Annotated in this window: 23 protein-coding genes and 1 pseudogene; 14 read left to right on the top strand and 10 right to left on the bottom strand. The window is 58.0% G+C overall.

Annotation, left to right across the window (positions count from 1 at the left end):
* Positions 1 to 45: 45 nt before the first annotated feature.
* The gene (locus ACXAIC_RS07720; RefSeq protein WP_475175387.1) at positions 46 to 297 is read right to left on the bottom strand and encodes an acylphosphatase; all 252 of its coding nucleotides are present in this window, start codon (positions 295 to 297) and stop codon (positions 46 to 48) included.
* A 386-nt stretch (positions 298 to 683) separates the two neighbouring features.
* Between ACXAIC_RS07720 and ACXAIC_RS07715 the strand changes: the two genes are divergently transcribed.
* From ACXAIC_RS07715 to ACXAIC_RS07690, 6 genes are all read left to right on the top strand, one after another.
* Positions 684 to 3,068 carry a methyl-accepting chemotaxis protein gene (locus tag ACXAIC_RS07715; RefSeq protein ID WP_475175385.1) on the top strand — a complete coding sequence of 795 codons (2,385 nt, stop codon included), beginning with the start codon at positions 684 to 686 and terminating at the stop codon, positions 3,066 to 3,068.
* A gap of 60 nt (positions 3,069 to 3,128) precedes the next feature.
* On the top strand, positions 3,129 to 3,305 hold the full coding sequence (locus ACXAIC_RS07710; protein ID WP_475175384.1) for a hypothetical protein: 177 nt from the start codon (positions 3,129 to 3,131) through the stop codon (positions 3,303 to 3,305).
* A 385-nt stretch (positions 3,306 to 3,690) separates the two neighbouring features.
* Positions 3,691 to 4,971 (top strand): NAD(P)/FAD-dependent oxidoreductase, encoded by a 1,281-nt coding sequence (locus ACXAIC_RS07705; protein WP_475175382.1) that lies wholly within the window; start codon positions 3,691 to 3,693, stop codon positions 4,969 to 4,971.
* A 341-nt stretch (positions 4,972 to 5,312) separates the two neighbouring features.
* On the top strand, positions 5,313 to 5,831 hold the full coding sequence (locus ACXAIC_RS07700; protein ID WP_475175380.1) for a hypothetical protein: 519 nt from the start codon (positions 5,313 to 5,315) through the stop codon (positions 5,829 to 5,831).
* Positions 5,785 to 6,261: a hypothetical protein gene (locus tag ACXAIC_RS07695; RefSeq protein ID WP_475175378.1), complete on the top strand. Its 477-nt coding sequence runs from the start codon at positions 5,785 to 5,787 to the stop codon at positions 6,259 to 6,261. Before ACXAIC_RS07700 ends, ACXAIC_RS07695 begins: the two co-directional genes overlap by 47 nt.
* Before the next feature lie 24 nt (positions 6,262 to 6,285).
* The gene (locus ACXAIC_RS07690; RefSeq protein WP_475175375.1) at positions 6,286 to 7,326 is read left to right on the top strand and encodes a methyl-accepting chemotaxis protein; all 1,041 of its coding nucleotides are present in this window, start codon (positions 6,286 to 6,288) and stop codon (positions 7,324 to 7,326) included.
* A 404-nt stretch (positions 7,327 to 7,730) separates the two neighbouring features.
* Here ACXAIC_RS07690 and ACXAIC_RS07685 read toward each other — a convergent pair whose 3' ends face one another.
* Positions 7,731 to 8,705: a GlxA family transcriptional regulator gene (locus tag ACXAIC_RS07685; protein WP_475175373.1), complete on the bottom strand. Its 975-nt coding sequence runs from the start codon at positions 8,703 to 8,705 to the stop codon at positions 7,731 to 7,733.
* Between the two features lie 79 nt (positions 8,706 to 8,784).
* Here ACXAIC_RS07685 and ACXAIC_RS07680 point away from each other — a divergent pair, with 79 nt between their 5' ends.
* The 5 genes from ACXAIC_RS07680 to purU all read left to right on the top strand — a co-directional run bounded on the left by ACXAIC_RS07680 (position 8,785) and on the right by purU (position 14,747).
* On the top strand, positions 8,785 to 10,035 hold the full coding sequence (locus ACXAIC_RS07680; protein WP_475175371.1) for a sarcosine oxidase subunit beta family protein: 1,251 nt from the start codon (positions 8,785 to 8,787) through the stop codon (positions 10,033 to 10,035).
* A gap of 7 nt (positions 10,036 to 10,042) precedes the next feature.
* The gene (locus ACXAIC_RS07675) at positions 10,043 to 10,321 is read left to right on the top strand and encodes a sarcosine oxidase subunit delta (protein WP_475175369.1); all 279 of its coding nucleotides are present in this window, start codon (positions 10,043 to 10,045) and stop codon (positions 10,319 to 10,321) included.
* Positions 10,318 to 13,260, top strand: coding sequence for a sarcosine oxidase subunit alpha family protein (locus ACXAIC_RS07670; protein WP_475175367.1), 2,943 nt, complete (start codon positions 10,318 to 10,320; stop codon positions 13,258 to 13,260). The genes ACXAIC_RS07675 and ACXAIC_RS07670 overlap by 4 nt, the downstream gene beginning before the upstream one ends.
* Entirely contained in the window at positions 13,253 to 13,801 is a 549-nt protein-coding gene (locus tag ACXAIC_RS07665) for a sarcosine oxidase subunit gamma (RefSeq protein ID WP_475175366.1), read from the top strand. The genes ACXAIC_RS07670 and ACXAIC_RS07665 overlap by 8 nt, the downstream gene beginning before the upstream one ends.
* Before the next feature lie 61 nt (positions 13,802 to 13,862).
* On the top strand, positions 13,863 to 14,747 hold the full coding sequence (gene purU / locus ACXAIC_RS07660; protein ID WP_475175363.1) for a formyltetrahydrofolate deformylase: 885 nt from the start codon (positions 13,863 to 13,865) through the stop codon (positions 14,745 to 14,747).
* Between the two features lie 127 nt (positions 14,748 to 14,874).
* Here the strand turns inward: purU and ACXAIC_RS07655 are convergent, their stop codons facing one another.
* From ACXAIC_RS07655 to ACXAIC_RS07645, 3 genes are all read right to left on the bottom strand, one after another.
* Complete coding sequence (locus tag ACXAIC_RS07655; RefSeq protein WP_475175361.1) at positions 14,875 to 15,786, bottom strand: GlxA family transcriptional regulator; 912 nt, start codon at positions 15,784 to 15,786, stop codon at positions 14,875 to 14,877.
* Between the two features lie 285 nt (positions 15,787 to 16,071).
* Positions 16,072 to 17,163 (bottom strand): flavin reductase family protein, encoded by a 1,092-nt coding sequence (locus tag ACXAIC_RS07650; protein WP_475175359.1) that lies wholly within the window; start codon positions 17,161 to 17,163, stop codon positions 16,072 to 16,074.
* 12 nt (positions 17,164 to 17,175) lie between these two features.
* Positions 17,176 to 18,546: an aromatic ring-hydroxylating oxygenase subunit alpha gene (locus ACXAIC_RS07645; protein ID WP_475175358.1), complete on the bottom strand. Its 1,371-nt coding sequence runs from the start codon at positions 18,544 to 18,546 to the stop codon at positions 17,176 to 17,178.
* 119 nt (positions 18,547 to 18,665) lie between these two features.
* On the opposite strand from ACXAIC_RS07645, the gene ACXAIC_RS07640 reads away from it, so the two are divergent.
* Positions 18,666 to 20,012, top strand: coding sequence for an NAD(P)/FAD-dependent oxidoreductase (locus ACXAIC_RS07640; protein WP_475175354.1), 1,347 nt, complete (start codon positions 18,666 to 18,668; stop codon positions 20,010 to 20,012).
* A gap of 34 nt (positions 20,013 to 20,046) precedes the next feature.
* Here ACXAIC_RS07640 and ACXAIC_RS07635 read toward each other — a convergent pair whose 3' ends face one another.
* The 5 genes from ACXAIC_RS07635 to ACXAIC_RS07615 all read right to left on the bottom strand — a co-directional run bounded on the left by ACXAIC_RS07635 (position 20,047) and on the right by ACXAIC_RS07615 (position 24,443).
* Positions 20,047 to 20,895, bottom strand: a complete 849-nt coding sequence (locus ACXAIC_RS07635) for a nitrilase-related carbon-nitrogen hydrolase (RefSeq protein WP_475175353.1) — start codon at positions 20,893 to 20,895, stop codon at positions 20,047 to 20,049.
* Between the two features lie 61 nt (positions 20,896 to 20,956).
* Complete coding sequence (locus ACXAIC_RS07630; RefSeq protein WP_475175351.1) at positions 20,957 to 21,805, bottom strand: glycine betaine ABC transporter substrate-binding protein; 849 nt, start codon at positions 21,803 to 21,805, stop codon at positions 20,957 to 20,959.
* Positions 21,806 to 21,866: 61 nt separating this feature from the next.
* Complete coding sequence (locus ACXAIC_RS07625) at positions 21,867 to 22,616, bottom strand: ABC transporter permease (protein ID WP_475175349.1); 750 nt, start codon at positions 22,614 to 22,616, stop codon at positions 21,867 to 21,869.
* A complete protein-coding gene (locus tag ACXAIC_RS07620) occupies positions 22,613 to 23,764 on the bottom strand; it encodes an ABC transporter ATP-binding protein (protein WP_475175347.1) in 1,152 nt (383 codons plus the stop codon). Before ACXAIC_RS07620 ends, ACXAIC_RS07625 begins: the two co-directional genes overlap by 4 nt.
* 19 nt (positions 23,765 to 23,783) lie before the next feature.
* Entirely contained in the window at positions 23,784 to 24,443 is a 660-nt protein-coding gene (locus ACXAIC_RS07615; protein ID WP_475175346.1) for an ABC transporter permease, read from the bottom strand.
* Positions 24,444 to 24,985: 542 nt separating this feature from the next.
* On the opposite strand from ACXAIC_RS07615, the pseudogene ACXAIC_RS07610 reads away from it, so the two are divergent.
* Both ACXAIC_RS07610 and ACXAIC_RS07605 read left to right on the top strand, forming a co-directional pair.
* Positions 24,986 to 25,558 (top strand): annotated as a pseudogene (locus tag ACXAIC_RS07610) (helix-turn-helix domain-containing protein); the annotation flags it as partial.
* A 59-nt stretch (positions 25,559 to 25,617) separates the two neighbouring features.
* Positions 25,618 to 26,035: transposase (locus ACXAIC_RS07605; protein ID WP_475175345.1), on the top strand; the 418-nt coding region annotated here is incomplete at its 3' end.

Genomic DNA, 26,035 nt, shown 5'->3' with positions numbered 1-26,035 from the left:
TTTTGACGGGCGTGGCAGCCTGTCAGAAAATTACACGCCGCCTTGCTACGCCGCCCGGCCGGCCGTGTTGGACTGGCGTTGAATGGTCTCGACCCAGATGTCAATCGGGCCTAGCAGGCAGCCCATTTCCATGGCGTCGATCAGTTCTGCAGGGCCGGTCAAATCCACCTCGATCCGGTCCGCATCCGCATGGCGGATGGTCTCGGCAAGCCCCAGTTTGCGCGCATGCTGACGGATCCAGGGCACAAAGCTGGTGCCTTTCAAGTCTCCGTGGATGACCATGGTCTCCTGGCCCATTGGGATCTGGTCCTGTCTGTTGCCTGACGCGTGCTCGTCAAGAGCCGCCCCATGTGTTGTGGCTCTGAAGAGCAGAAAAGTAAATACCTTGCAACATGAGGCCGTTTCCATTTGGGAGACTGGCGCCCTTCAGAACTCATTGCACCTGTGGTCCTCGGCCGGGGGTTTTGATCAAGAGGAATGGTGTGGTAGAATTTGCTAAGTTAAAAAGAGTGTCTCATTGATAATATTTACAATTATCCATCGTATTTCTAGATTTAGATTTTTTATGACTGAATAAATTCGAATGAATATTCCGTGTTTTGGCCTGCTGGCGTCTGTATTAATTATCCGTTTTTAAATATTTTAACCAACGCTTCCTTCAAAGCATTTGATGAGGGATGACAATGCTGAATAAAGCATTCGGGCTGGGTGGTGTTCAGGCATTCCGGGGGCACTCGATCGGAACAAAGATCGGTCTGGCGATGGCTGTTCTGGCCCTGCTGGTGGTTGCCAATGCCACAATTGGTGTACGCGGGATCAGTTCCATTGAAACGACCCTGCAGCAAACGTCCGTGGCAACAGATGTCCTGGTCAAGGTCAATACAGCCAGCGGCGATGTGTCCGAATTCATCCTTGCCAAGGACCCGCAAAAACTGATCGGCGCTGCCGCCAGTCTGGATGCAGCGGTCGAGCGCCTGTCGCAACCCGGATCTGGCGGGTCTGCCATCAACGCGCAGATCGTTTCTGAAATTCAATCCATGGCAGCCTCTATCGGTCGGCTGGAAGCTTCCCAACAGAAAGTTGAAGAGGCGTCTGCCCGGTTTGTCGAGATCGCCGACGCGCTGGGCGCGCTGGCGGCCCAGGCGGAGAAGGCTGGCGTCAAGGTGACGGACACGGCCGAGCGGGAAGCCGGTTATGTGTTTTTGAGCATCGACCGGGTGCGGCAGGTGGTTTCTGCGGCCAGCAATGTCCGGGCAGCCGGTCAGGAGATCAAGCAGATCCTGACCGACGCAGGCGTGTCCCCAGAAGCGGTGCTGCCGCAGCTGCGACAGAGTGTTGAAACGGCCAAACCAGCCATGAAGACGGTGGTTGATCTTGGCGGCAGCCCGGCATCCCAAAAAACGGTTCATACCCTGTCGAAGACCTTTGCCGGGCTGGAAAAGTCCCTTGCCGAAGGGGCTGACAGACCCGGCAGGGCTGCGTTGCTGGCCGCTGCCGGTACGCTCGTGACCCAGTCTGCGGAGCTGAATGATCTGCTTGCGCAGGAAGCTGCTGCAGAGCTGGAGGCGAAAAAGGAAACTGACAACGCCCGCTCGAAAGCCCGGGTGAAAGGCGGCATGCTGCGGAATTTCGCCGGTCTTATCCAGCAGGCCGTTTCCAGCGCCGACCGGTTCCGCCTGTCCCCGTCCGATGAACTGGCCGGAACAGTATCGAAGCACCTGGAAAAGGCCTCCGGCTTTGCCAAGATCCTCGGCAAAATGGGCGAGGAAGCGCTGTCGCAGAAACTGGTGCTTCTGGAGGGCGCCTTTGCCGCTGTGGTTGAGGCCAGGGGCCGGTTTGACGCGCATACCAAGGAGACGATCGCGACCTCGCGCGACACGGCCTGTCTGGTTGAGCAATACACGGTGGATGCACAGGAATTGGTGCAGGCTGAGAGTGAACAGAGCATTGTTTTGATGCTGGTGGCTGGTGCCGCGGCACTTTTGGCAACACTTGCGGGCTGTTTTGTTCTGGTGAAGCTGATTGTGCAGCCGGTTATCCGTATCACGGCGTCCATGCTGCGCCTGTCGGAGGGGGATACGGGCGTGGTCATCGAGCAGACCGCGCGGCGGGACGAAATCGGCGAGATGCTGCGCTCGGTCCTGATCTTCAAGGACAATGCGATTGAGCGGGAACGGCTGGAACAGGAGCGCAGGCAAGAGCAGGCGGCCCAGCAGCAGCGGCAGGACCGGATCGAACGCCTGATCGAAGATTTCCGCGGGTCGAGTGCAGAGCTGCTCTCTGCGGTCGGCACGACGGCCGGGGACCTGGATACCACCGCCAAATCGTTGACCGGTATTGCAAAACAGACCTCCGGCCGGGCCGATGAGACCCAGGCGTCCTCCTCGGAAGTCAGCCAGAATGTGCAGGCGGTGGCGTCGGCGGCGGAGGAACTGTCCGCCTCGATTGCCGAGATTTCCGGTCAGGTGACCCGGACCACGGAAGTGGTTGCCCGCGCCAGCGAACGCACCCAGGTGACCAACAAAAAAATCGAAGGTCTTGAGACATCGGCGAGCCGGATCGGGGAAGTGGTCAGCCTGATCCAGGCCATCGCTGAACAGACCAACCTTCTGGCTCTGAACGCCACCATCGAGGCGGCCCGCGCAGGCGAGGCCGGCAAGGGCTTTGCAGTCGTCGCAGCCGAAGTGAAGGAACTGGCCACTCAGACTTCCAAAGCAACAGAGGAAATCTCCGCCCAGATCACCGAGATCCAGTCTTCCACCGGCGAAACCGTCATGGCCATTGCTGCGATTACGGAAATCATGGAGGAGATCAATTCCTATACGGACTCCATTGCCGCCTCGGTCGCGGAGCAGGGCGGGGCCACCAGCGAAATTTCCCAGAACGCGGGACAGGCCGCCCATGGCACGGCCGATGTCCTCGGCAATATGGAAAGCCTGGCGGATTCCGTAAATTCGACCGTGACCTCGGCAGACTATGTCCTTTCAGCTTCCGAAGCCCTCAACACGCGCACCGAAACACTGGCCCACAAGGTGGAGCTGTTCCTGAAAGAGGTGGCGGCTGCCTGATCCCGAAAACCTTGTTGATGCGATGCGGGCAGGGCCGGATGCCTGCCCAGCCCCATTTGATTGGTCCAGCTTGTCAGTGAAGTCTTTGCCGAACTCCCCTGCGACGTGGGTCGGCGCAAGGTTATGCTGCAACTGGCGGCCAAACTGGCCGAACCCCTTGGCGGTTCCATTGACATCGATACCCTGAGCCCGTCCGGCCTCATTGTCCTGATCGTTTCCCAGCCAAAGCGGGTTTGAAGAGCCGGATGGCTTTTTTTCCCCGCGCGGTACGCCTATATGTTTGTCTGCGAAGAGAAGACCTTGCAGATCAAACTGCTGGGGTTTTCAGGAAACGGCCCTATATCAGTGTCGTCTGAAGCCGGTTTCCAGAGCGGCTGTGCAGGGATGTCTTTTGGCATAACCGGAAGAGGCACAGGCCGTTTGATCTGGGACTGGAAGATCCGATCTAGGAGGAGCCGTTTTCCGAGTCAGCCAGCGGGCTGAAGCGGGCGCCACTCGGGCCGCGGCTTAGGGGGGGACGGAGGACAGGAAGACATCAAGGTCGGCCCGCCCGGGAGGAGGCGGACCTTAATGGGCGCAAATCGCGGTCACGCTGTTTGTGCAAAGAACAGGACGTCCCGGAATGACAAACTCCAAGCACATCGTTGTTGTCGGTGGTGGTTTTGGCGGCCTCAAGGCTGTTCATGACCTTGCAGGCTCCGGTGCCCGGATCACGTTGATCGATCAGCGGAACCACCATCTCTTTCAGCCGTTGCTCTATCAGGCGGCGACAACCATTCTCCCGGTTTCTGAAATCGCCTGGCCCTTGCGCAGGCTTTTGAAGCGCAGAAAGGACGTGACCACGCTGCTGACGCGCGTCAGTGGCGTCGACACCAGCACCAAGCGGGTGTTTCTGGAGCAGGGGGAGCCGATCTCCTATGACACGCTTATTCTGGCTACAGGAGCCAGGCATTCCTATTTCGGCCATGACAACTGGGAGCCCTATGCGCCGGGCCTGAAGACCCTGGAAGATGCGACCAACATCCGCCGTAGGGTGCTGTCAGCCTTTGAGGCGGCTGAAAATGCCACCGATGCGGCAGAGCGTCAGGCTCAGATGACCTTTGCAGTGATTGGCGCTGGACCGACGGGGGTTGAGCTGGCCGGGGTGATCGGCGAGCTGGCTCAAAGGGTTCTGCCGAACGAGTTCCGCAACATTGATACGCACCAGGCGCGGGTCCTGCTGGTGGAAGGGGGCCCCAAAGTGCTGCCGGCCTTCCCGGACAGCCTGTCCGGCTATGCCCGCAACGCGCTGAACAAGCTGGGTGTGGAGGTGCTGACCGGGCAGCCGGTGACCTCGTGCTCGGGTAACGGCATTGCGCTTGGGGAGACGGAGATCCCGTCCCGCACGATTATCTGGGCCGCCGGGGTGCAGGCCTCGGACGCGGCCCGCTGGCTGGGCGTGCCTGGCGACCGGGCTGGCCGGGTTCTGGTGGAGCCGGATCTGAGCGTCAGCGCCCATCCGGATGTGTTTGTTATTGGTGACACGGCGGCGGTCATGACGGCTGAAGGCAAGCCCGTGCCCGGCATAGCGCCGGCTGCCAAGCAGATGGGCGCTTATGTGGCCAGGGTGATCAAGGCCCGCCTGTCAGGCAAACCCGCGCCCAAGCCGTTCCGCTACCGGCATAACGGCAACCTTGCCACGGTTGGCCGCAGCGCGGCCGTGGTCGATTTTGGCAAGATCCGCCTCAAGGGTGCCCTCGCCTGGTGGTTTTGGGGCGTGACCCACATCTACTTCCTGATCGGCACACGCAGCCGGGTCACCGTCGCCTGGAGCTGGCTGTGGTCCTATGTGACCGGCCACAACAGCGCCCGGCTGATTACAACGCCGGAACTGACACAGCAGGCCCACAAGAAAGCCGCCTGATACAGGCGCTGGATTGCCCATAGGCCCCGGGCGCCATAGGCACCGGGGTGGCATCGGGTCACCAGGAACTCGCGTTTCATGCAAAGGAAAGGGGGGGGGCTGCAACCAGCCGAGTATGTATAGAAATCTATCTACATGACTGTCTTGAGCATTAATTCCTATTTTTATTTGAGATTATTGGTAATAATTATTATATGAATTGACAATTATATTTAAGATTGTAGTATTAATGAATATTTGATCTATTTAAGTCAGGTTTTTGAGGTGGTTTCCTTTGGGTTTTTGTCCGAAGCGGAAACCTTTGTCCAGGCATGGTCGCCACTCAGGAACAGAGAGACGAGATGCTCACACTCAATCGCTTGCTGCTTATTTCTGTCATCATTCCAGCCCTCATTGCGATGATGTTCGGTGTTTACATGACCGTACAGTCTGCTGGCAGGATTCAAGACATCAAGGCCGCGAGCACCGTCAAGGATGTCGGTAATGCGGGGGCGGCGCTGGCACAGGCGCTGCCGGCAGAAGGATTTGCCCAGGCCGAGCCTGGCTCACCGCAACGCGACACGATCCGGGGGGCAACCGATAAGGCTTACCAGAATTTGCTGAGCGCTTATGACAGGCTGTCCATCGCCGATCCTGGTCTGTCAGAGTTGAGAACGCAGATTGAGGCGGCCAGGCCCATGCTGGCTGAATACCGCAGGCTGGAAGATGCGGACGCGCTGCTGCCGGGGGCCGGTGTGAAATACATGCAGCCGATTGCAGCTCTCGCGATTGAGGTGACCCAAAGGGGGGGCTTCGGTGATCGGCGTGACGGAAATGTCGAAGAGCCTGCATGCGTATTATGCTGCCATGCAGTTGAATGATGGCGTGCTGATCGAAACGGCTTCGCTCGACTATCTCAAACCCGATGCCCAGATCCCGGCCCGTATCCTGACGTTGAACAAGATGGGGGTGGGCCTTCAAACCGTCTTTGCAGCGCCTGTCGTGAACCTGGCTGCGGCCGATGTGACGCGGGACGTCAAGGCGTTCCTGTCCGGTCCGGATGAGGCGAAGCTGGCAGAGCTGCGGGCCAAGGCGAACGATCCTGCGGGCCACGTCGTGACGCAGGCGGACATTGCCGCCTGGAAACAGGCTATCAAGAGCAAGGGCGCGCTGGCATTTGACGTGATTGGCCGGATCATGACAGGGACCGAGGATACGTATCAAACCCTCCTGAAACAGGCTGAAGGCGCTTTTTATCTCTACCTGCTGCTGACGGTTGCAGCGCTGGGCTGCACGGGGCTGTGTTCCTAGTTTGCAGCGAGGCGCCTGACTTCCTTGATCCGCGAGATCACGTACAGTTTCAATGAGCTTGAGGAAGACCATCTGGATACAGAGATTGCCAACACGCACCGTCCGGATGCGATTGGCAATCTGGCCCGCTCTGCGGAAGCCCTGCGTGCCAAACTTCTGGAGCGCCGGGCGCTGGAAGAAGAGGCACAGACCCGGGATGCCCGGGCCGCTGTCGAGCGCCGGTCGATGATGGACAGCCTTGCCAATGATTTCCAGGCCAGCATGGGCGGCATTGTCTCAAGCGTTTCGGACGCGGCAGCAGAGCTGGAAACGGCGGCATCTCAGCTGACGGTGATTTCCGAGGATGTGGCTACGGAAGCGGAGGCTGTGTCCAAGGCGGCCGATGACGCCGGAAATAATGTCTCCTCCGTGGCCAGTGCGTCAGAAGAACTCTCCAGCTCGGTCCGGGAAATTTCAAGACTTGTCGACCATTCGACCGCAACGTCGCGGGCCGGGGTGCAGTCGGCCACTCATACGGCCGATATCGTGAATGAGCTGAGTGCCTCAACGAACAAGATCGGTGATATCGTGGAACTCATCTCGGGCATTGCGGAACAGACGAACCTTTTGGCCTTGAACGCAACAATCGAGGCTGCGCGCGCCGGGGAGGCGGGCAAGGGTTTTTCCGTCGTTGCAGCCGAGGTGAAGGAGCTTGCAAACCAGACCTCCAAGGCAACGGAGGAGATTTCTGCGCAGATCGGCGAAATTCAAAGGAAAACGGAAAGCGCCGTCGGGGCGATTGGGGACATCACCAGTACGATCTCCGAAATCAATGAATCCGCAGGCGGAATTTCCCAGTCCGTCTCCCAGCAATCAGACGCGACAAACGAGATTACGGTTTCCGTGACACGCGCCTCTGACGGCACCGGTGAAGTGGCGCAGCGAATTGTCAGCATGGCCAAGAATGCAAGCACGGCAGGAGAAAATGCCTCCAGGCTGCTGGGTTCCTCAAAAGATCTCGCGCTCCAGGCTGACCAGCTGAAAACACAACTGGACACCTTCCTGAACTCCATCCGGGCGGCCTGATCTCAAGGTGCTGGGACAACCGTGTTGTTCAAAACAGGATCGCCTGATTGTTTTTGATCATGGCATTGAGGATGGCGAGGCGTTTCCGGCGGCAGCGATGAGGATTGGCGCAAGGACGACAACGAACACAGACCAGATGGCGTCATCGGCAACAAAGTGCCTGTGGATCTGATGAAATCAGAACACGCGGCCAGCCCGTGTTCCTGATGCTGTCCGGCAAACTCTCGAGCATCGGGCGACAAGTCTGTCTTTGGGGTATGTTGGTATAACGCGCTTAGGTTTTTTCCAACCCGAGGCCGTGCTTTTGCGCCTGCCTGACGCTACAAGGCAGACGCGGACCAAAGCCAAAATCAAAAATGGCGCTTCTCAATCAGTCAAATTTCATAAGCATAAGTCTTTGACAGTCAGGCCGGCCTTGCGACTGATCGCGCGCGATCCTGCGAGGGGGGGCGGCCATAAGCCTTGCGATAGGCTGCGGCAAAAGCGGGCTGTGAGCTGTAGCCGCACCAGTCCATGATCGTGGCCATGCTCAGTCGCGTGTCCAGTATGAGACGGCGTGCCAGATCAAGCCGGATGTTCCGGTAACATTGCATCATGGACAGCTTCATGCTGTTGTGAAACTGTCTTTGCAGCTGCCGGGTCGACAGACCGACGAGCAACGCGATCTGATCTGCGTCCAAGGGATCAGCAATATGGCTTTCCATCAATTCGATCGCCGCTTCAACCGCTGCCGGTAGAGCGCCGTAGCGGCTTTTGACGCTGGCTTGCTGCGGCGCATCGGGGCTGCGTATCTCGGTCTGGATGAACCAATCACTGATTTTGCGCGCAAAATCAGTGCCGTGATCCTTTGCAATTATGGCGTACATCATGTCCAGCGGCGCTGTCCCGCCAGCACAGGTATATCTGTCGCGGTCAATCACATAGAGCCGCCGCTCGGCGACCAGATTGGGATAGATTTCCTGCATCGCGTCCAGATGATGCCAATGCAGTGTAAAGCGCCGCTCTTGAAGCAATCCGGCTGCCGCCAAAATCGCAGCACCGCCGGAAATACCGCCGAGGGCCACGCCTTGCCGGTCCAGCTTGTGCAGCCAGGCAAACAGATTGGGGTTGCGAAAGCTCAGCGGTTCGCCCCCCGCCACGACAAAGACCATGTCCAGCGGGCCCGTTTCCTTCGCAAACCCTCGCGTGTCAAAGCGCGCACCCAGAGACGAGGCCGCAGAGCTTTCGAACAAAGACAGGGCCTGAATGCCGTATATCTCTTGCCCGGCGAAGAGGTTCGCGGCCCTCAGCGGCTCCATTGCCGCAGCGGTGGACATCAGGGCAAACCCATCCAGCAGGACAAAGCCAAGATGTTTCTTTTTCGAATATGGCTGATTCACGACTGAATATGTCCCGATAGCGTTAGAGCGCAGTCTGCGCAAGACCATAGGATGCGTCAACCGATAGGGAGCCATCAGTATGACCTTCTCAGGATTCCGCGTCCTCAAAGAGGCTTTGACCGGACATAAGGGCTGGAAACCGCTTTGGCGTGATCCCGTACCACAGGACCATTATGACATCGTCATTATTGGTGGCGGCGGGCATGGTTTGGCCACCGCCTTCTATCTGGCCAAGGTCTTTGGCATGGCCAGGGTCGCGGTGTTGGAAAAGGGGTGGCTTGGTTCGGGCAATATCGGACGCAACACCACAATCATCCGCTCCAACTACCTTCTGGAAGGCAATCAGCCGTTTTATGAGTTCTCCATGCAGCTCTGGGAACATCTGGAGCAAGAGCTGAATTTCAATGCGATGGTCAGCCAGCGGTCAATCATCAACCTGTTCCACAGCGATGGCCAGCGCGACGCCTATCGGCGGCGCGGCAATGCGATGCATCTGTCCGGCGCGGGCGGACGGATGATGGATCAGAACGAATTGCGCAAGGTTGCGCCTTTTCTGAACTTTGACAATGCGCGCTTTCCGATCAAAGGCGGGCTCTGCCAGGATCGGGCCGGCACCGCCCGGCATGATGGCGTGGCCTGGGGCTATGCACGCGCGGCGGATCAGCGGGGCGTTGATCTGATCCAGAATTGCGAGGTCACCGGATTCCGCATTGAGGCGGGGCGCATCAAAGGTGTGGAAACAACCCGCGGGTTTATTGCCGCAGGCAAGATAGGCGTTGCTGTGGCGGGCTCTTCCTCGCGCGTAATGGCGCAGGCGGGACTGCGCTTGCCACTCGAAAGCCATGTGCTGCAGGCTTTTGTCAGTGAAGGGCTAAAGCCGACGATCCCGGGTGTGATCACCTTTGGGGCCGGGCATTTCTATGTGAGCCAGTCGGACAAGGGCGGGCTTGTCTTTGGCGGTGACATTGACGGCTATAATTCTTATGCACAGCGCGGCAATCTGCCGGTGATTGAAGATGTCGCCGAAGGCGCGATGGCCCTGATGCCCATGCTGGGCCGGGCGCGGCTGCTGCGCAATTGGGGGGGGATCATGGATATGTCCATGGACGGTTCACCCATCATAGACCGCACACATATTGACGGGCTCTATCTGAATGCGGGCTGGTGCTACGGCGGTTTCAAGGCAACGCCTGCCTCTGGATATGCCTTTGCCCATCTGCTGGCCACAGACAGGCCCCACGAAACCGCCACGGCCTATCGTCTGGACCGGTTCCAAAGTGGCCATGTCATCGACGAAAAGGGCGTTGGCGCCCAGCCCAATCTGCACTGAGGTTCCCATGCTGATCCCCCACCCTCTGCTTGGTCTGCGCGATGCGCAGGAGTTTACGTATCTTGGTGATGCCTCGCTGATGGCCCGGCCTGATCCCGAGGCCCCTGATGCCGAGGCTCTCTTTAGCGACTATGTCTTTTTGCGCGACAACCCGGCGGGCGTCCATCAGGAGTTGTGGTTTCATGAGCAGGGCGATCGCAGCTGGCTGGTGGTGACGCGTGACACAGTCACGCATGAGATTTTGGGCGCAGAACTGGCTTCCAACATGAAAAGGGTATCCGCATGACCCGACTTGCTGGCGGTCTGATCGACCGCAGCCAGACGCTGAGTTTCCGGTTCGATGGCAAGACGATGCAGGGTCATGCCGGCGATACGCTGGCGTCGGCCCTGCTGGCAAATGGCGTGCAGCTGATGGGACGGTCCTTCAAATACCACCGTCCCCGTGGCGTGTTCAGTGCCGGATCGGAAGAGCCGAATGCACTGGTGACTTTGGGCCGCGGTGCGCAGTCAGACCCCAACACCCGCGCCACCATGGCCGAGCTGTTCGACGGGCTGGAGGCGCGCAGTCAGAATTATGCAGGTTCTCTTGATCATGATCTGATGGCAGTCAATGACCTGCTTTCGCCGTTTCTGTCCGCAGGTTTCTACTACAAGACCTTCATGTGGCCGCGTGCGTTTTGGGAAAAACTGTATGAGCCTGTCATCCGCCGGGCTGCGGGGCTCGGCGCCCTGTCTATGTTGCCAGACCCGGACGCCTATGGTCGCGGTTTTCTACATCCCGATCTGCTGATTGTTGGCGGCGGGGCCGCAGGGTTGATCGCAGCTTTGACCGCCGGACGCGGCGGGGCGGACGTGGTTCTGGCGGACGAGGATTTCCGTTTGGGCGGGCGGCTACTGGTTGAAGGCGGTGTGCTGAACGACCAGCCCGCGGCGCTGTGGGTGCAAAACGCCCTGGAGGAATTGGAAAGCCTGCCAAATGTGCGCATCCTGACGCGCACCACCGTGTTTGGCACCTATGACCACGGTATTTTCGGTGCGGTCGAGCGAGTCTCGGATCACCTCGCCACCTCTCTGCCTTTGCGGCAGACCTTGTGGAGGATCACCGCAAAGCAAGCCATTCTGGCAGCGGGCGCGACCGAGAGGCATATCCCCTTTGCCGACAATGACCGGCCTGGCGTGATGCTGGCCGGGGCAATGCGCGCCTATGCCAACCGCTGGGGCGTGACTGCGCAACGGGATGCGGCCGATCCGGTCGCGATCTTCACAAATGGCGATGACGGCCATCGTAGCGCGGCCCAGCTTGCCGCGCTTGGCGTGCCCGTTCTTGGGGTGATTGATCCGCGCGAGGATGCGCCAAACCTTGGCGGTTATGAAACATTTTCAGGCGCACGGATCACCGGCACAAAGGGTCGTAAAGGTCTGAGCGCGATTGAGGTTACACGCAACGGCTGTTCCGACTGGATGCCGTGCGGAGTGCTCGGAGTCTCGGGCGGGTGGAACCCGAACCTGCATCTTGCGTCTCATCACCGGGGGCGGCCGGTTTGGGATGAGGCACGGCTTGCCTTTGTGCCGCCGGCGGATGGTCCGAAAGGCATGCTGATTGCTGGCGCCGCGCGGGGAGAGGGCTCAACGGCTGCGGCCCTGCTGGATGGTCAGCGTGCGGCCAGGACTGCTCTGGAGCAGTTGGGGCGTAGCACGCAAACCGCACCCTTGCCCGAGTGTTCGGATGAGGAAAGCACGCAAACCGCGCTGTGGCATGTACCGGGCAAACGCCGCGCTTGGGTTGATTTCCAGAATGACGTTACCGTCAAAGACATCCAATTGTCCCATCAAGAGGCCATGCGCCCTGTTGAGCATCTGAAACGCTGGACCACGCTGGGCATGGCCACGGATCAGGGCAAGACCGCCAATGTGACCGCGCTTGCCGTCATGGCCGAGCTGACGGGCAAAACCATTCCCGAAACTGGCACGACAATCTTTCGCCCTCCCTATACCCCGGTCTCTCTGGGGGTGCTGGGCGGCGGCGATACCGGCGCAAATTTCCGTCCACGCCGCCTGACGCCGACCCATTACTGGGCCGAAGCACAGGGGGCTGTCTTTGTCGAGGTTGGGCAATGGATGCGCGCGCAATGGTTTGCGCAGCCGGGCGAGACTCATTGGCGTGAAAGTGTCGACCGCGAGGCGAAGTCCGTGCGCGCCTCTGTCGGGATCTGTGACGTGACCACTTTGGGCAAGATTGATGTCCAGGGCGCGGATGCGGGTACCTTCCTCAACCGTCTGTATTGCAATCAGATGGCCACGCTGAAAGTGGGACGGGTCCGCTATGGGCTGATGCTGCGCGAGGATGGCCATGCCTATGACGATGGCACCGCGGCGCGCCTGGCCGAGAACCATTATGTCGTTACCACCACCACAGCAAATGCTGGTCTGGTCTATCAAAGGATGGAATTTGCGCGGCAATGCCTGTGGCCGGAACTGGACGTTCATCTGATATCGACCACCGATGCCTGGGCGCAAATCGCTGTGGCCGGACCGAATTCACGAACGCTGCTTTCCCGGCTTGTGGACGGGTTTGATCTGTCCAATGAAGCGTTTCCCTTTATGGCTTGCGCTGAGCTGACGGTCTGCAATGGTTTGCGGGCGCGGCTGTTCCGCATCTCATTCTCTGGCGAACTGGCCTACGAAATCGCCGTGCCTGCCCGCTATGGCCATGCGCTGATGGCACGGCTGATGGAGGTGGGCGCAGATCTGGAGGTCACGCCTTATGGAACCGAGGCGCTTGGCGTCTTGCGCATTGAAAAGGGTCATGCCGCAGGCAATGAGCTGAACGGCCAGACCACGGCGCAGATGCTTGGGCTAGGCCGCATGGTGTCGCAGAAGAAGGATTCGATTGGCGCGGTCATGTCTCGCCGGGACGGTTTGGCCAAGGACACCAGGCGCTTGGTCGGCCTTAGACCTGTGACGCAAGGGCAGAGTGTCGTGCCGGGCGCGCATCTGTTTGCCAAAGGAGACCCTCAAGATATGGCGCATGATCAGGGCTGGATAACGTCGGCAGCCTTTTCGCCCCATATGGGCACCTCTATCGGTCTGGGTTTTCTACAGCGAGGGGATGAACGGATGGAGGAAGAGATCATTGCGGCCAATCCGATAGAGGGCACATCCACCCGCCTGCGCGTGGTCTCGCCGCATTTCATCGATCCGGAAGGAGCACGTCTTCGTGACTGATCCGAAACCGATAGGCGCCTTTGGCGACACCAAGCCGCGCAGCAAGACATTGGGTGGTTATACCCTATGCGAGAATACCGACCGGGCCCTTGCCTGCTTGTCGTTGCACGCCAGCTCCTCCCGGCCCGAGCCCTTTGGGCTTCCCCTGCCCGGTCCGGGGGAGATGACGTCCGTTGCGTTCTGGATGGCCCCCGGCCAATGGATGCTTGAAAAATCCGGCGCGGCCGAGACGGATTTTGCGGCCGCGCTGCGCTCTGAAATCCCCCAGGCCTGTATCACAGAGCAAACTGATGGATTTGTGTGCCTCGACATACAGAGCGCGACCTCCGGCGATAGTGTCGCGCTGCTGGAACGGCTGATCAACCTGCCACCGGAAGCGACCTATCCGGGCCGCGCAGTCCGCACCGCAATTGAGCACATGACCGCCTTCGTCCTGCGGCGCAGTGAGACGCAGATCAGTGTGCTGGCCATGCGCTCGGTCGCCGGATCACTCTGGCACGCGCTAGAAACTGCCATGTCCCGGCTTGCGTCTTCCCAATAAGACGCACCGGCCCAAACGCGGCTGACGCGATTCAGCCAACGATCTTTTCTTCGGAGCAACCATGTCCAAATACTGTCTGACCGTTTCCTGTCCAACGACACGCGGCATTGTCGCGGCCATCTCGACCTTCTTGGCCGAGCATGGGTGTAATATCACAGACAGCTCACAATTCGACGATACCGAGACGCAGCAGTTCTTTATGCGCATCAGCTTCCAGTCCGAAACGGGCATCGACCGCGAGACGCTTCGAGCCAATTTCAGCGACATCGCCCAGAATTTTTCGATGGATTTCGCCGTTCACGATGAAGACGAAAAGATGAAGGTCGTCATTATGGTCAGCCGCTTTGGCCATTGCCTGAACGACTTGCTCTATCGCACCCGCATCGGCGCTTTGCCGATCGAGGTTGTTGCGGTCATCTCGAACCATATGGAATATCAAAAGCTGGTGGTGAACGCGGATATTCCGTTTCACTGTATCAAGGTGACCCCTCAGAACAAACCGCGGGCCGAGGCCGAGATCATGCAGGTGGTCGAGGAAACTGGCGCCGAACTGGTGGTTCTGGCGCGCTATATGCAGATCTTGTCAGACGATATGTGCCAGCGCATGTCGGGGCGGATTATCAATATTCACCACTCTTTCCTGCCATCGTTCAAGGGGGCCAATCCCTATAAGCAAGCGTTTGAGCGCGGGGTCAAACTGATCGGCGCGACCTCGCATTATGTCACGGCAGATCTGGATGAAGGTCCGATTATCGAGCAGGACACAGTGCGCATTACCCATGCGCAAAGCGCGGCGGACTATGTGTCTTTGGGCCGCGATGTGGAAAGTCAGGTGCTGGCTCGCGCCATTCATGCCCACGCCAATCATCGGGTCTTTCTGAATGGGAACAAGACCACCGTCTTTCCGGCAAGCCCTGGTTCCTATTCGTCCGAAAAGATGGGTTAGCGCACGATGCTCCAGAGCGCCCGGCCTTAAAACCTGAGACACGAATGGGCTGCCATACCTGCGGTAGCCTCAGGACATTCGTGTCAAAGACCAATTCAGGTTAAAGACCGGATGCTCAAGAGATCTTTCAGCTCCCACCTTCCGCCGTTTTGCGGACTGTGGAGGGAGATATGCCGAAAAATTCGGAAAAAGAATAAGAGAAATACGATCCAGATCTGAACCCTGTCGCAATGGCAACGTCAATCAGCGACAGATTGCTGTGCTGAAGCAAATCCCGCGCCTGCTCGAGCCGGCGGGTTTTGCAATAGCGTGCCGGCGTCATGCCCAGATGTTTCTGGAACAACCGTTCAAGCTTTCTGCGGCTGGCCCCCACTGCGCTGGCCAGATCGTCTGGCGGAATGGGGTGCTCCATATTCTCTGCGATGAGCGTCACCGCTTTGCGGATTTGCTGCGGCGCGGTTTCATCCAGCAGCGCCGATCCATGGGACTGCATGACCAGATTGTTGCGTATTCGGTCCAGTTGTAGCTGGTTGGCAACCGAATGGACCAGCCAGGTTTCATGTTCGCGGGCGATGATCTCCATCATCAGATCAAAAGAAGACATGCCTCCCGCGCAGGTCATGATTTGTCCGTCGATTTCATAGATCGCATCAGACAGTTCGATATCGGGAAACTCCTCGTGAAAGGCTGGTTTGCCCTCCCAGTGGATGGTTGCGCGTTTCCCGGTCAGTAGTCCTGCGCGCGCCAGAAAGATTGTTCCCATAGAGATCGCGCCCATCGTCACGCCCGCCGCGAACCTGCGGCTGAGAAAGGCGGAAAGCCGGGTTTGATTGGCCGCTTCCAATCCCAAACCTGCACAGACAAAGCAATAATCCGGCACTCCCCCGGACCCCAGCTGCGCCCCATTTTCCAACACGAGCCCGTTGGAGGCACGGATGGCTGCGCCTGCTTCGGCGACGACGCGCCAGTCATAGGCGGTCTGGCCCGCCATTCGGTTGGCGACCCGCAAAGGTTCAATGGCGGCAACCACAGAGAGCATGGAAAAATCATCCAGCGCTACAAATTCAAACCGGGCCGGTTTGATCCTGGGGTTGGAGTGCGTTTGTTTAGGGGCGATTGCAGGCTCCGCTGGGCAATTGAGGCTGTTTGGCAAGAGAGTTTGCCCTTTATAACATCCCGCTCCTGAGAGGGTAATACATAGCGTAATTTGGGCGGTCACTCTTCTTCCATGCCTCTTGGGGCGTGTGCCAAGACCCCGCTTTAGAGGCGTAAGAGAGTGGCCGCCGGAATTACACTATGTATCAGGCAGGCGATGATGCCGCGTTTATCCAGGAAACTTGAGGGTGACATCCGATTTTGGTTTGGAACAGCATGCCAGAATAAAACCCTGCGCAACCTCACGCTCCGACAACCCGCCGTTCTGGGTCATCTCCACCTCGCCGGAGAGCAGTTTGAGCTTGCAGGTGCCACATTGACCGGCACCGCAGCCTGTCGGGACGCGCAGGCCCTGCATGCCCAAGGACTGGGACAGATTCAGAGCGTGCGCCACCGGCACCTCTTTGCCGCGCAGATGGGCGGTGAAGCTGCTCGCTTGGCCGCTTTCCTCCGTCTTTGGCGCAGACCTGATCGGAGCGGGCGCAGACGCCGCGCCGAAACTCTCGGTCAGAAAGCGCTTTGGATCCCCCCCTTCGGACCGATAGATTTGGCCAATCTGAGTCATGAATCCCTCGGGTCCACAGCAAAAGGCCGTACGCCGCGCCAGATCCGGGATCATGGCGCGCAGCATGGCGCGGTCTGGTCGTCCGCGATAGCCGCGCCAGCCCTGGAGGGCATCCGCCTGTGTGACACAGTCATACAGCTTCAGATTGGGCAACTGTAAAGATATATCGGCAAGTTCCTGCGTGAACAGCAAGTCCTCCGCCGTCCGGGCGACCTGAAGCGCGATCACATCCACCGTTTCTCGCCGCTCCGCAAGCCAGCGCAACATCGACATCATCGGCGTAAATCCACTGCCCCCACCGATCAGCACAAGTGGAGCGCCGGGATGTGTGATCAAGCCAAACCGTCCAAAGGGACCACGTGCCGTCAACCGGTCTCCTTCTGTCAATGACTGATGCATCCACCGGGTCGCGTGGCCGGTCTGAACGGCCTTGACGGTTATGCTGACACGTTTCAGATCGGTCCCGGCCGAGCAAATCGTGAATGTTCGCGTCACTTCACCATCGGGCATCGGCAGACGCAAGGCCAGCGCCTGACCGGGGTGGTGACGTAGCGGACCGTTTTCCATCTCAAATTCAAAGGTTACAATATCTGCTGTTTCTTGCTTGCGACGCCGCAAAACAAGCATCACATCCCCAATTGGACAAACAGGCACCGAAGGTTTGGGAAAAGGCAGATGCTGATCGTGCTGGTACAATGTCACGAAAGGTTACTCCGCCGCCAACAGAGCCTGTTGTGACTGGTCTAACCACGTGTCCAATGTGCCACGATACCAGTTCAGGAAATTCAAAATCATAAATTCGGAAACCTCCGAATAAGGGCCGGGTTCATAACCAGGAGAACGGGTGCCCCGCTGGTTTTCTTCTGCCAGACGCTTATCCTGCGCGTTCGTCTCGATCCAGACATGAGACAGATGCTCTGGATCATAATCCCAGCCCTCGACCGCATCTTCATGTACACACCAAGTCGTGCGTATCTCGGTTTTGTCAGGACCCAGAGGCAATATACGGAAATGGATGGTCATTTCCGACAAGACATGATGCCAGTTATTCGGCACCCGAAAGGCACGAACAGATCCGAGATCCGGTTCTGTCAGATCCCCCAGCAGCTTTTTGCAGGCCAGCTCTCCATCCATGGTCATAGAGCGCGCGCCTTTGCGGAAGGGTAGGCGGATGCAGCGGAACTCTGCCCCGCCATCGGCAGGGGCATGAGGCAGACCAAGCGCGTCCCAATCGCGGGCTTTCTGTTCCATCAGGTCAAACTCGTCCCCGAACCGGGCGTCGTCCGGCAGGGCCATTTCGACCAGAGAGACCAGCAATTCAGGGTGGTTGCCCGCACAGTGATAGCACTCGCGATTGTTCTCGATCACCAATTTCCAATTGGCTTCTTCGACGATGACCGATTCACGCACAATCTTGGTGCGTCGGGGATCATGCGGTTGGATATAGGGTGTGATCCCGGCGCGAAACCGCTCAATGTCCGGCGGTGTCTCGGCCAGGCTGATATAGAGCAACCCCTCCACAGAGGTGACATGCACCGGTTTGAGAGGGAATTTTGCAGGATCAAAATTCTCGCCCATAAATCGTGTGCTAATCAGTGCACCGTTCAGGTCATAGGTCCATTGGTGATAAGGGCACACCAACCGGTTCGTATGCCCCCGCTCCTTGGGACACAGCCGCGAGCCGCGGTGGCGACATGCGTTGTGATAGGCGCGGATCACGCCCTCTTCGTCCCTCAAGACAATCACCGGCGCATCGTGAACGGTGAGCGTGATATAGTCACCGGCATTGGGAATTTCACATTCCGGCCCTGCAAACAGCCACTCTTTGTAAAACACAGCTTCGATATCCGCTGCGAAAATGTCGGGGTCATTGTAAAACGCACTCGGAAGAGAATATCCGTCCCGACATCTTTCCAATTCCGCACGTAGGAAGGTGGTGTCTATTGGGCGTGGCATATGGGCTCTCCAGATTTTGATGTGCCTATCAAGATCGCCCGGCTGCTGGACCGTTTCTTTAGAAATAGCGCCAAACTTCTCTGAAATATCTCCGGGCCTGCTGTTTTTCGGGCGGCTTCTCATTCCAGCCTGCCGTTATATTGAAAATATTTGGCGGAAATCCTGAGGGGCGGTGGCGCATGCCCCCTAAGGTTTATGGAAACGTATCTGTAGCCCACTTAAAAACTCTAGCTGGAGTCCTCATGTCCTTCCCTCAAAGCACCCCCTACCTTGTCATCGGCGCAGGTATTCACGGCCTGTCCACTGCGCTCCATCTTGCCAAGCGGCTGAAGGCCACAGGCAAGGGCACCGGCGCAGATATTCTGGTGGTGGACAAGACAGGGATTGCGGCGGGTGCCTCTGGTATTGCCTGCGGTGTGGTGCGCAACAATTATTTCCAACCGGCGATGCGTGAACTGATGGCGCATTCCGTGTCCCATTGGGAGGCGAATGCCGAAGCATTCCAATATAACCCGGTCGGCTATATGCAAATTTCGGCCGAAAGCATGCATGAGGATGTGGCGCAAATTTACCGCGAGCAGCAGGCGATTGGCTATGAGTCCAGCTTTATCGAAGGTACAGCCGATTGCGATGCCTATATGAAAGAGATCTTCTCGGACTGGCGGGCACAGAACATCACATCGGTCCTGCATGAAAAACGTGGTGGTTATGCGCACAACGCGGCTGCGATCTATGCGCTGGCAAAGATGGCCGAGGAAGAGGGCGTGCGCATCCTGACCGGGGTTACAGTGACGGGGCTCAAGGGGGCGAACGGGTCCTCCTCTGCGATCGCTGGAGTTGAAACGGATAAGGGCCTTATTGCCTGCGACTATCTGGTGGTCGCCGCGGGTCCTTGGGTCCGGGATTTCTGGACCATGGCCGAGCTGCCCGCGCGTATTTCGGTCAAGAGTGCCTCTGGCCAAATGCATTCAGACATTCCCATGTGGAAATTCTGGCAGCTCGAAGAAGGGGTTCTGCGGGTCGATCCGGAAAGCTTCAAAACCAACGACGGCAAGTTGCCGCCGGTGATTCATGTAGACACGGACGCGCCGCTATATTCGGACGTGGACGGTTCTCTCATCACCGAAGAGATGTGGGGTATCTACTACAAGCCGGACTTCAACTTTGGTGGCATTCAGGGCGGAGCGATGCCCTACAAGGTCGACAAGCCTGCCGATGAGGTTGAGATTGATCCTTATGGCCCTTCCTCGCCTGAATTTGTCTCTTCTCCGGAATTTGCGCATATGTGGGTCTCGGCCCTTGCGCATTGCAATGAACGGTTTTCCGGCACAATGCCCAAGTACCACAAAGAGCCATCGGGCGGCGTCGGGTGTTTTACGCCGGACAGTTTCCCTGTGTTCGACGTGTTTCGCGAAAACTGCTACATCATTGCAGACAGCAATCACGGTTACAAAATGATTGGTGTGGGTGAACTGGTGGCCCAAGAAATGACAGGTGGCACCTCGGCTCTGCTGGAGCCATTCCGCTTCGACCGCTATGAAACGGGCAAGCTGCACCCGGTTTCGAACAGCCCCTATCCCTGGAGCTGAACCTTCCAAGACAAAGAGAGCGCCGCGCCCGGGGCTATTCCATAAGCCCCGGCAACTCGCGAAGCATCAATTGCGGCATCAGTGTGCGGACCGTCGGCATGGTCTGGCGTTCCCGAACCACATCCGCATAGTTGACCTCCGCCTGAATCAGGGCCTCGCCAGAATCGGCCTGCGCCAGTTTGGACCCATCGGGGCCAAAGATCGACGACCCGCCCCAGAACCTCATGTCCTGATGCGCCCCGGTCCAGTTGGTCATTATGATCGGCAGACCATAGGTCATCGCCGCATAGCTGCACACAATGCCCCAGCCCTTTTCATTGGAAAATCCGCCGCCAGTGCCCTCGATCGTCGAGGCGATGGGCAGTGCCAAAACTGTGGTTTCGCGCATAGCGGAGAGGTAGAGCTGGCCGGGGTCCCAACTGTCGGCACAAATCATGCCGCCGCAGGTCCAGTGCCGGTCCAGATCCAGCGTCATTGTACGTTTGCCTGCGGTAAAGTATTTGCCCTCATCCAACCGGCCATAGGTGGGCAGGTTAATCTTGCGATAGACCTTTTTGATTTCTCCTTGAAAGAGCCAGGCCAAGGAATTGTAAAAATGACCCGCCTTGCCCTTTTCGACAAATCCGACAACGGTGCAAATATCTTTGCATTTCTGCGCCAGGGTTTGCAGGAGCCGGTCATCCGCCCAAATGCCGGATTTCTGCACGGCGTTGCCATCTGCAGGATATCCCGTAAGCGAGGTTTCGGGAAAAACCAGCAAATCCATCCGAGCATCCGATGCTTCTTCGATAAAGGCCAGATGTTTGTGAAACAGCACATCGGGGCTTTCAGGCACATGTTCGATCTGTGCACTGGCGCATCGCAAGACATCGCGGTGGATCATCTCCGTCTCCTAATGTTGCAAACTGCCCCCCGGGGAGCGGCTGTGCCCCGGGGGGGAGGGTTTAGCCTAGCAAACCGCTTTCGTTAAGGAACTCAGTTGCAACCTCTTCGATGCTTTTCTTGTCAACATCCACCCGGCTATTCAAGTCTTGCATGGTTTTGTCGGACAGTTTCGCGGAGATTGCATTCAGCAAATCGCCCAATTCGGGATGCGCGTCCAGCACCTCGGTGCGAATAGTCGGTGTCAGTGCGTAGTTCGGGAAAAACCCCTTGTCATCGTTCAGCACCTTGAAATCAAAAGCGGCGATTCGGCCATCGGTGGCAAAGACCAAACCCGCATCCACCTGACCATCCTTCAGTGCGGGATAGATCAAACCGGATTGCATCGGGGCCAGATTGCGGCGGCTGGTTTCAAATCCATAAGCCTTTTCCAAGCCTGGCAGACCATCTGGCCGCTTGGGAAACTCCGCATTCACACCAAGCTTTAGCGAGGTGCCTTCGTTAAACGCAGCGGCAAGATCAGACAGGGTGGTCAGCCCCTTGTCATCAGCGGCGCGCACCGCCAGGGCATAGGTGTTGTTCGCTGCCGACGCGTTCAGCCATGTGATCCCTTTGGCCGCATCCAGTTCTTTGACCTTGGCATAGGTTTCGTCCGCACTCAGCTTATCGGTTACCTTATTAAAGGTGACCAGCGACGTGCCGGTATATTCCCAGTAAATATCCACCTGACCGTTCTCTTGCGCAGCGCGCAGAACGCTGGTTCCCATGCCATCCAGCTTTTCCGTGTCAAAGCCCTTTGCGTCAAGAAACTGATGCGTAATTTCCGCCATCAGCAGCTGCTCGGTAAAGTTTTTGCCGCCCACTTTCACCGTGGTGTCGGCTTGTGCAGGGCCTGCCAGAACGGCAATCAAGGCAGTGGCTGCGCATAAGACTGATTTGAACATGTTTGGTCCTCTGTTAGGTTTATGTTTGTTAGGGCCGCAAAGGGTTCACCCCTCGCGGAATAAGCCAGAACTGCGCTCTGGCAAGCGCCCAGTCGGCGAGCATCGCCAAAAGGGCGACGGGAATGGCACCAGCAAGGAGCATTTCCATCTCGTTCAGATCAATGCCGGTAAAGATCAGTTCCCCCAACCCACCACCACCGATGAGAAAAGCCAGAGGAACCGTGCCGACATTGATCGCCACTGCGGTGCGGATGCCAGCGAACATCACAAACAGCGCATTTGGCAGTTCAACCGACCACAGAATATGCAAAGGTGTCATGCCCATGCCGGTGGCGGCCTCTTTGAGCGGGGCGGGGACTTCGCGCAGCCCCTGAAAGACATTGCGGACAATCGGCAGGAGTGTTGCCACCCACAGGCCAAAGATCGCCGGAATCGTGCCGATGCCCAAAAAGGTGATCGAAAGCGCCAGCAGCGCCAGGGTGGGGATGGTCGTACCGATATTGAAAACTTGCAGCAGGGTCTCTGCATAGGTTTTCATCCAGTCCCGGCTCAGCAAAATTCCTACGGGAACCCCCACCAAAATCGCCAAGGCGGATGAGACCAGAACAAGGTAAATATGCTGGCCGGTCAGGTAGATGATATCATCGCTATAGTTCCGCCACAGATCGCCGAAAAAACCGCGCTCTCCGATCATGATGCCAAAGGTCAGCACGCAGCCCAGGCCAAAGGCAATAGCTGTTCTGATCTGGTCGGGAAGGAGCGTGCCTCGCGCGCTCATAGTACCTCCGCCGCGTCCGGAGGCATTGCCGAGTCGCGATATGTCGCTCCCAAGGCATGTGAAATCGCACGCTGCGTGATCGAGCCCTGAAAGAACCCTTCATCATCCACACAGGCCAGCCAGGTTGTATCATAGCGGAACATCTTGGACACCGCAGTGCGCAACTCGTCCTTGACGTTGACTGTAGTGGGCAAAGCCTGGTGATGCTCTTCGACCTGACCATTGAGATCTTTGATATCGTTCAGATGCAGAAAGCCGCGCGCGCGCCCCTTTGGGCCAACCATGACGATATTCTTGTGACCGGCCTCTTCCATAAGGTGGCGCGCCTTGGCCAGATTGTCATTGGCCATGACACGCACCTGCTCGCCATACATGACCTCTCCGACACTCAGCAGGCTCAGCCGTTTCAGGGTTCGGTCCGAGCCAACAAAGCTGGCGATGAAATCATTGGCAGGGCGGGCCAAAAGGTCATCCGGGCTGTCATACTGTTCCAGCTTCCCATCCCGGAAAATCGCGATCTTGTCGCCCATCTTGATGGCCTCATCAATGTCATGGCTGACAAAGGCAATGGTCTTGCGGATTTCCTTTTGCATCTTCAGGAACTCGTCCTGAATGACCGTCCGGTTGATCGGATCAATCGCGCCAAAGGGTTCGTCCATCAGCAACACAGGCGGGTCCGCAGCAAGGGCGCGGATTACACCCACCCGTTGCTGTTGACCGCCGGAAAGCTCTTTGGGATAGCGTTTTAGAAAAATTGCGGGGTCCAGATTGACCATCTCCAAAAGCTCTCCCGCGCGGCGGCGCGACGTGGTTTTGTTCCACCCCAGCAGATCAGGAACCACGCAGATGTTTTCTTCGATCGTCATATTGGGAAACAGACCGATTTGCTGGATCACATAGCCAATGTTCCGTCGCAATTCGATCGGGTTGAGGCTGTCGGTATCGCGGCCCGCCACCCAGATCTTGCCCGAGGTTTTGGGTATCAATCCGTTGATCATCTTGAGCGTTGTGGTCTTGCCGCAGCCCGACGGGCCCAGCAGGACGCAAATCTCGCCCTCTGGGACATTCATCGAAACCTGATCGGCCGCGATCACGCTGGGTCCGCCCGGGATGTCAAAAACCTTTGAGAGTTTTTCAAGCTTTATCACGATAATATCTTCGAACTTGTCAGACCCTGGCGGTAGAGCCAGACGGTGGTGTGAGACGGTTTTGCACCCACATCAGCGCATAATCCGCCGCGATTGCCAGCAGTGAGACCATGAGCGCGCCGGTGACCAACTGCCTGGGATCGGATTGGGAAATCCCGCGCGAAATGAACACCCCCAGCCCGCCCGCGCCGATATAGGCGGCAATTGCGGTAATCCCGATATTCATCACCACCGCGATACGTACACCCGCCATCACCACGGGGACTGCCAGCGGGATTTCCACCCGCGCGAGCCGTTGAACCGGCGTCATGCCCAAACCGCGTGCCGCTTCGCGCAGCGCGGGGTCGACATTGGAAATGGCGGTGTAGGTGTTGCGGATGATTGGCAGCTGGGAATAGAGCAACACCGCAATTACCGCTGGCAGATAGCCCACACCCTGTCCGATGACTGACAGGATAGGGATCATCAAGCCAAATAATGCGATAGACGGAATCGTCATGATGATCGAGGCGATATAGAGCACCATATCCGCCGCCCGTTGATTGAGCGTGATCAAAATGCCAATCGGTACCCCTGTGAGGATCGCCAAACCGATCGCCACGGCAACGATCGAAAGATGCTGAAAGGTTCTTTCAGCAATCACATCAAGGTTTTGGCTTATGAAAGTCAAAACGTCCAAATCGTGTTCCCCATGGCTCGCATCCAGAGTGTTTTGTTTTTGTCTGGTAGACGATGCGTTAGACCAAAGCTGTCGCGACTTACGGTTCCTAATTTTCGAATGCGCGGCAAAGTTTGTCGTCTCCGCGTCGGCTGCGCGCGATGATGTCCTGAAACCGTCAAATCAGGTTCCCTGAGCAGTGTTGGAGGTGCCACGATTTGGCGGATTGTGCTGCCCGGAGGTGGGCCTGTCCCGGATTTGTACCGCGCCTTTGACTTGGTATTTTGCCACAAAGGAGACTGTTCACGGCATCACGTCACGTCGCGGAGTTTCGCGCAGCGACACAGAATTTATTGCCAAAGAAACAATGTGACGGCACCGTTGTTAAACCGACTGACACAGGCACAGATGTAGAGGTCTTCGGAGCTGTCGGTCTTCTCGTCGATGCAACGAAGAAAGTGTCCGGCTTAATTGATCATAAGTTGGAGGTGCCCGACCTGAGACATATTTGCCAGTCCGTTCCGGAGACATGGGTAACACTTTCCGTTTTTCGGGAGGTGTCGATGCCGTGGCAAGAGGTGTCCAAAGTGGAGGAACGTCTTCGTTTCGTCGCCTGCCTGTTGGATGGCGAAGGCATGAGTTCGGTTTGCCGGGAGTTCGGCATTTCCCGCAAGACCGGTTACAAGATCTGGAACCGATATCAGCGCGATGGGATGGAAGCGCTTTGCGACCGGTCCCGCCGTCCGGTGCGTTCCGCCAACCAGCTACCTGATCAGGTTGAGCGCCTGATTGTCGCGACACGGAAGGACAAGCCGCACTGGGGCGCACGCAAGATCCGGGAGGTGTTGGTCAGGAAGCTTGCCGGCGATGTGCGCATTCCGGCGCAGAGCACGGTGCATGCGGTTCTTGACCGGCACGGCCTTGTCAGCAGAGCCCGCAAGAGGCGGCGCGCCAACAAGGCCGAAGGAACGCCGCTTTCTGCTGGACTTGCCCCCAACGATCTCTGGGCAACGGATTTCAAGGGCGAGTTCAAGCTGGGAAACCGGAACTACTGTTACCCCTTGACGGTCACCGACCACGCGTCCCGCTTTCTGCTGAGCTGCGAGGCCTTTGACTCGACGAAGGAAAAACCCGTCAGAGACTGTCCGGAATTCTGTGCCCTGGCGTGGTAGCTCTGAGATGAGGAGACCCACGTATGAGCATCGACAAAGACCTTTTGGACCAGCTGATGGAGGGGCGGTCGCCCGGTGACCTTTTTGGCAAGGACGGCGTTCTTGCCGAGCTGACCAAGGCGCTGGGGGAACGCGCCCTGAGCACGGAACTGGACGCGCATCTGACCGAGGAGCGGGCCGATCCGCCGCCCGAGGGGCAGAACAAGCCACCGAACCGGCGCAATGGCAGCAGCCAGAAGACGGTGACCACCGACAGCGGCAAGGTCGTTCTGGACATCCCCCGCGACCGCAACGGCAGCTTCGATCCGGTGCTCATCGCCAAGTACCAGCGCCGCTTCCCCGAGTTCGATACCAAGATCATCAGCATGTACGCGCGGGGCATGACGACACGGGAAATCCAGGGGCACATAGAGGAAATCTACGGCATTGAGGCCTCCCCGA

This window comes from Roseibium sp. AWQ4_254 (assembly GCF_056161025.1).
Note: the sequence above shows the minus strand (reverse complement) of the source record. Positions and strands in the feature narration are given on the sequence as shown.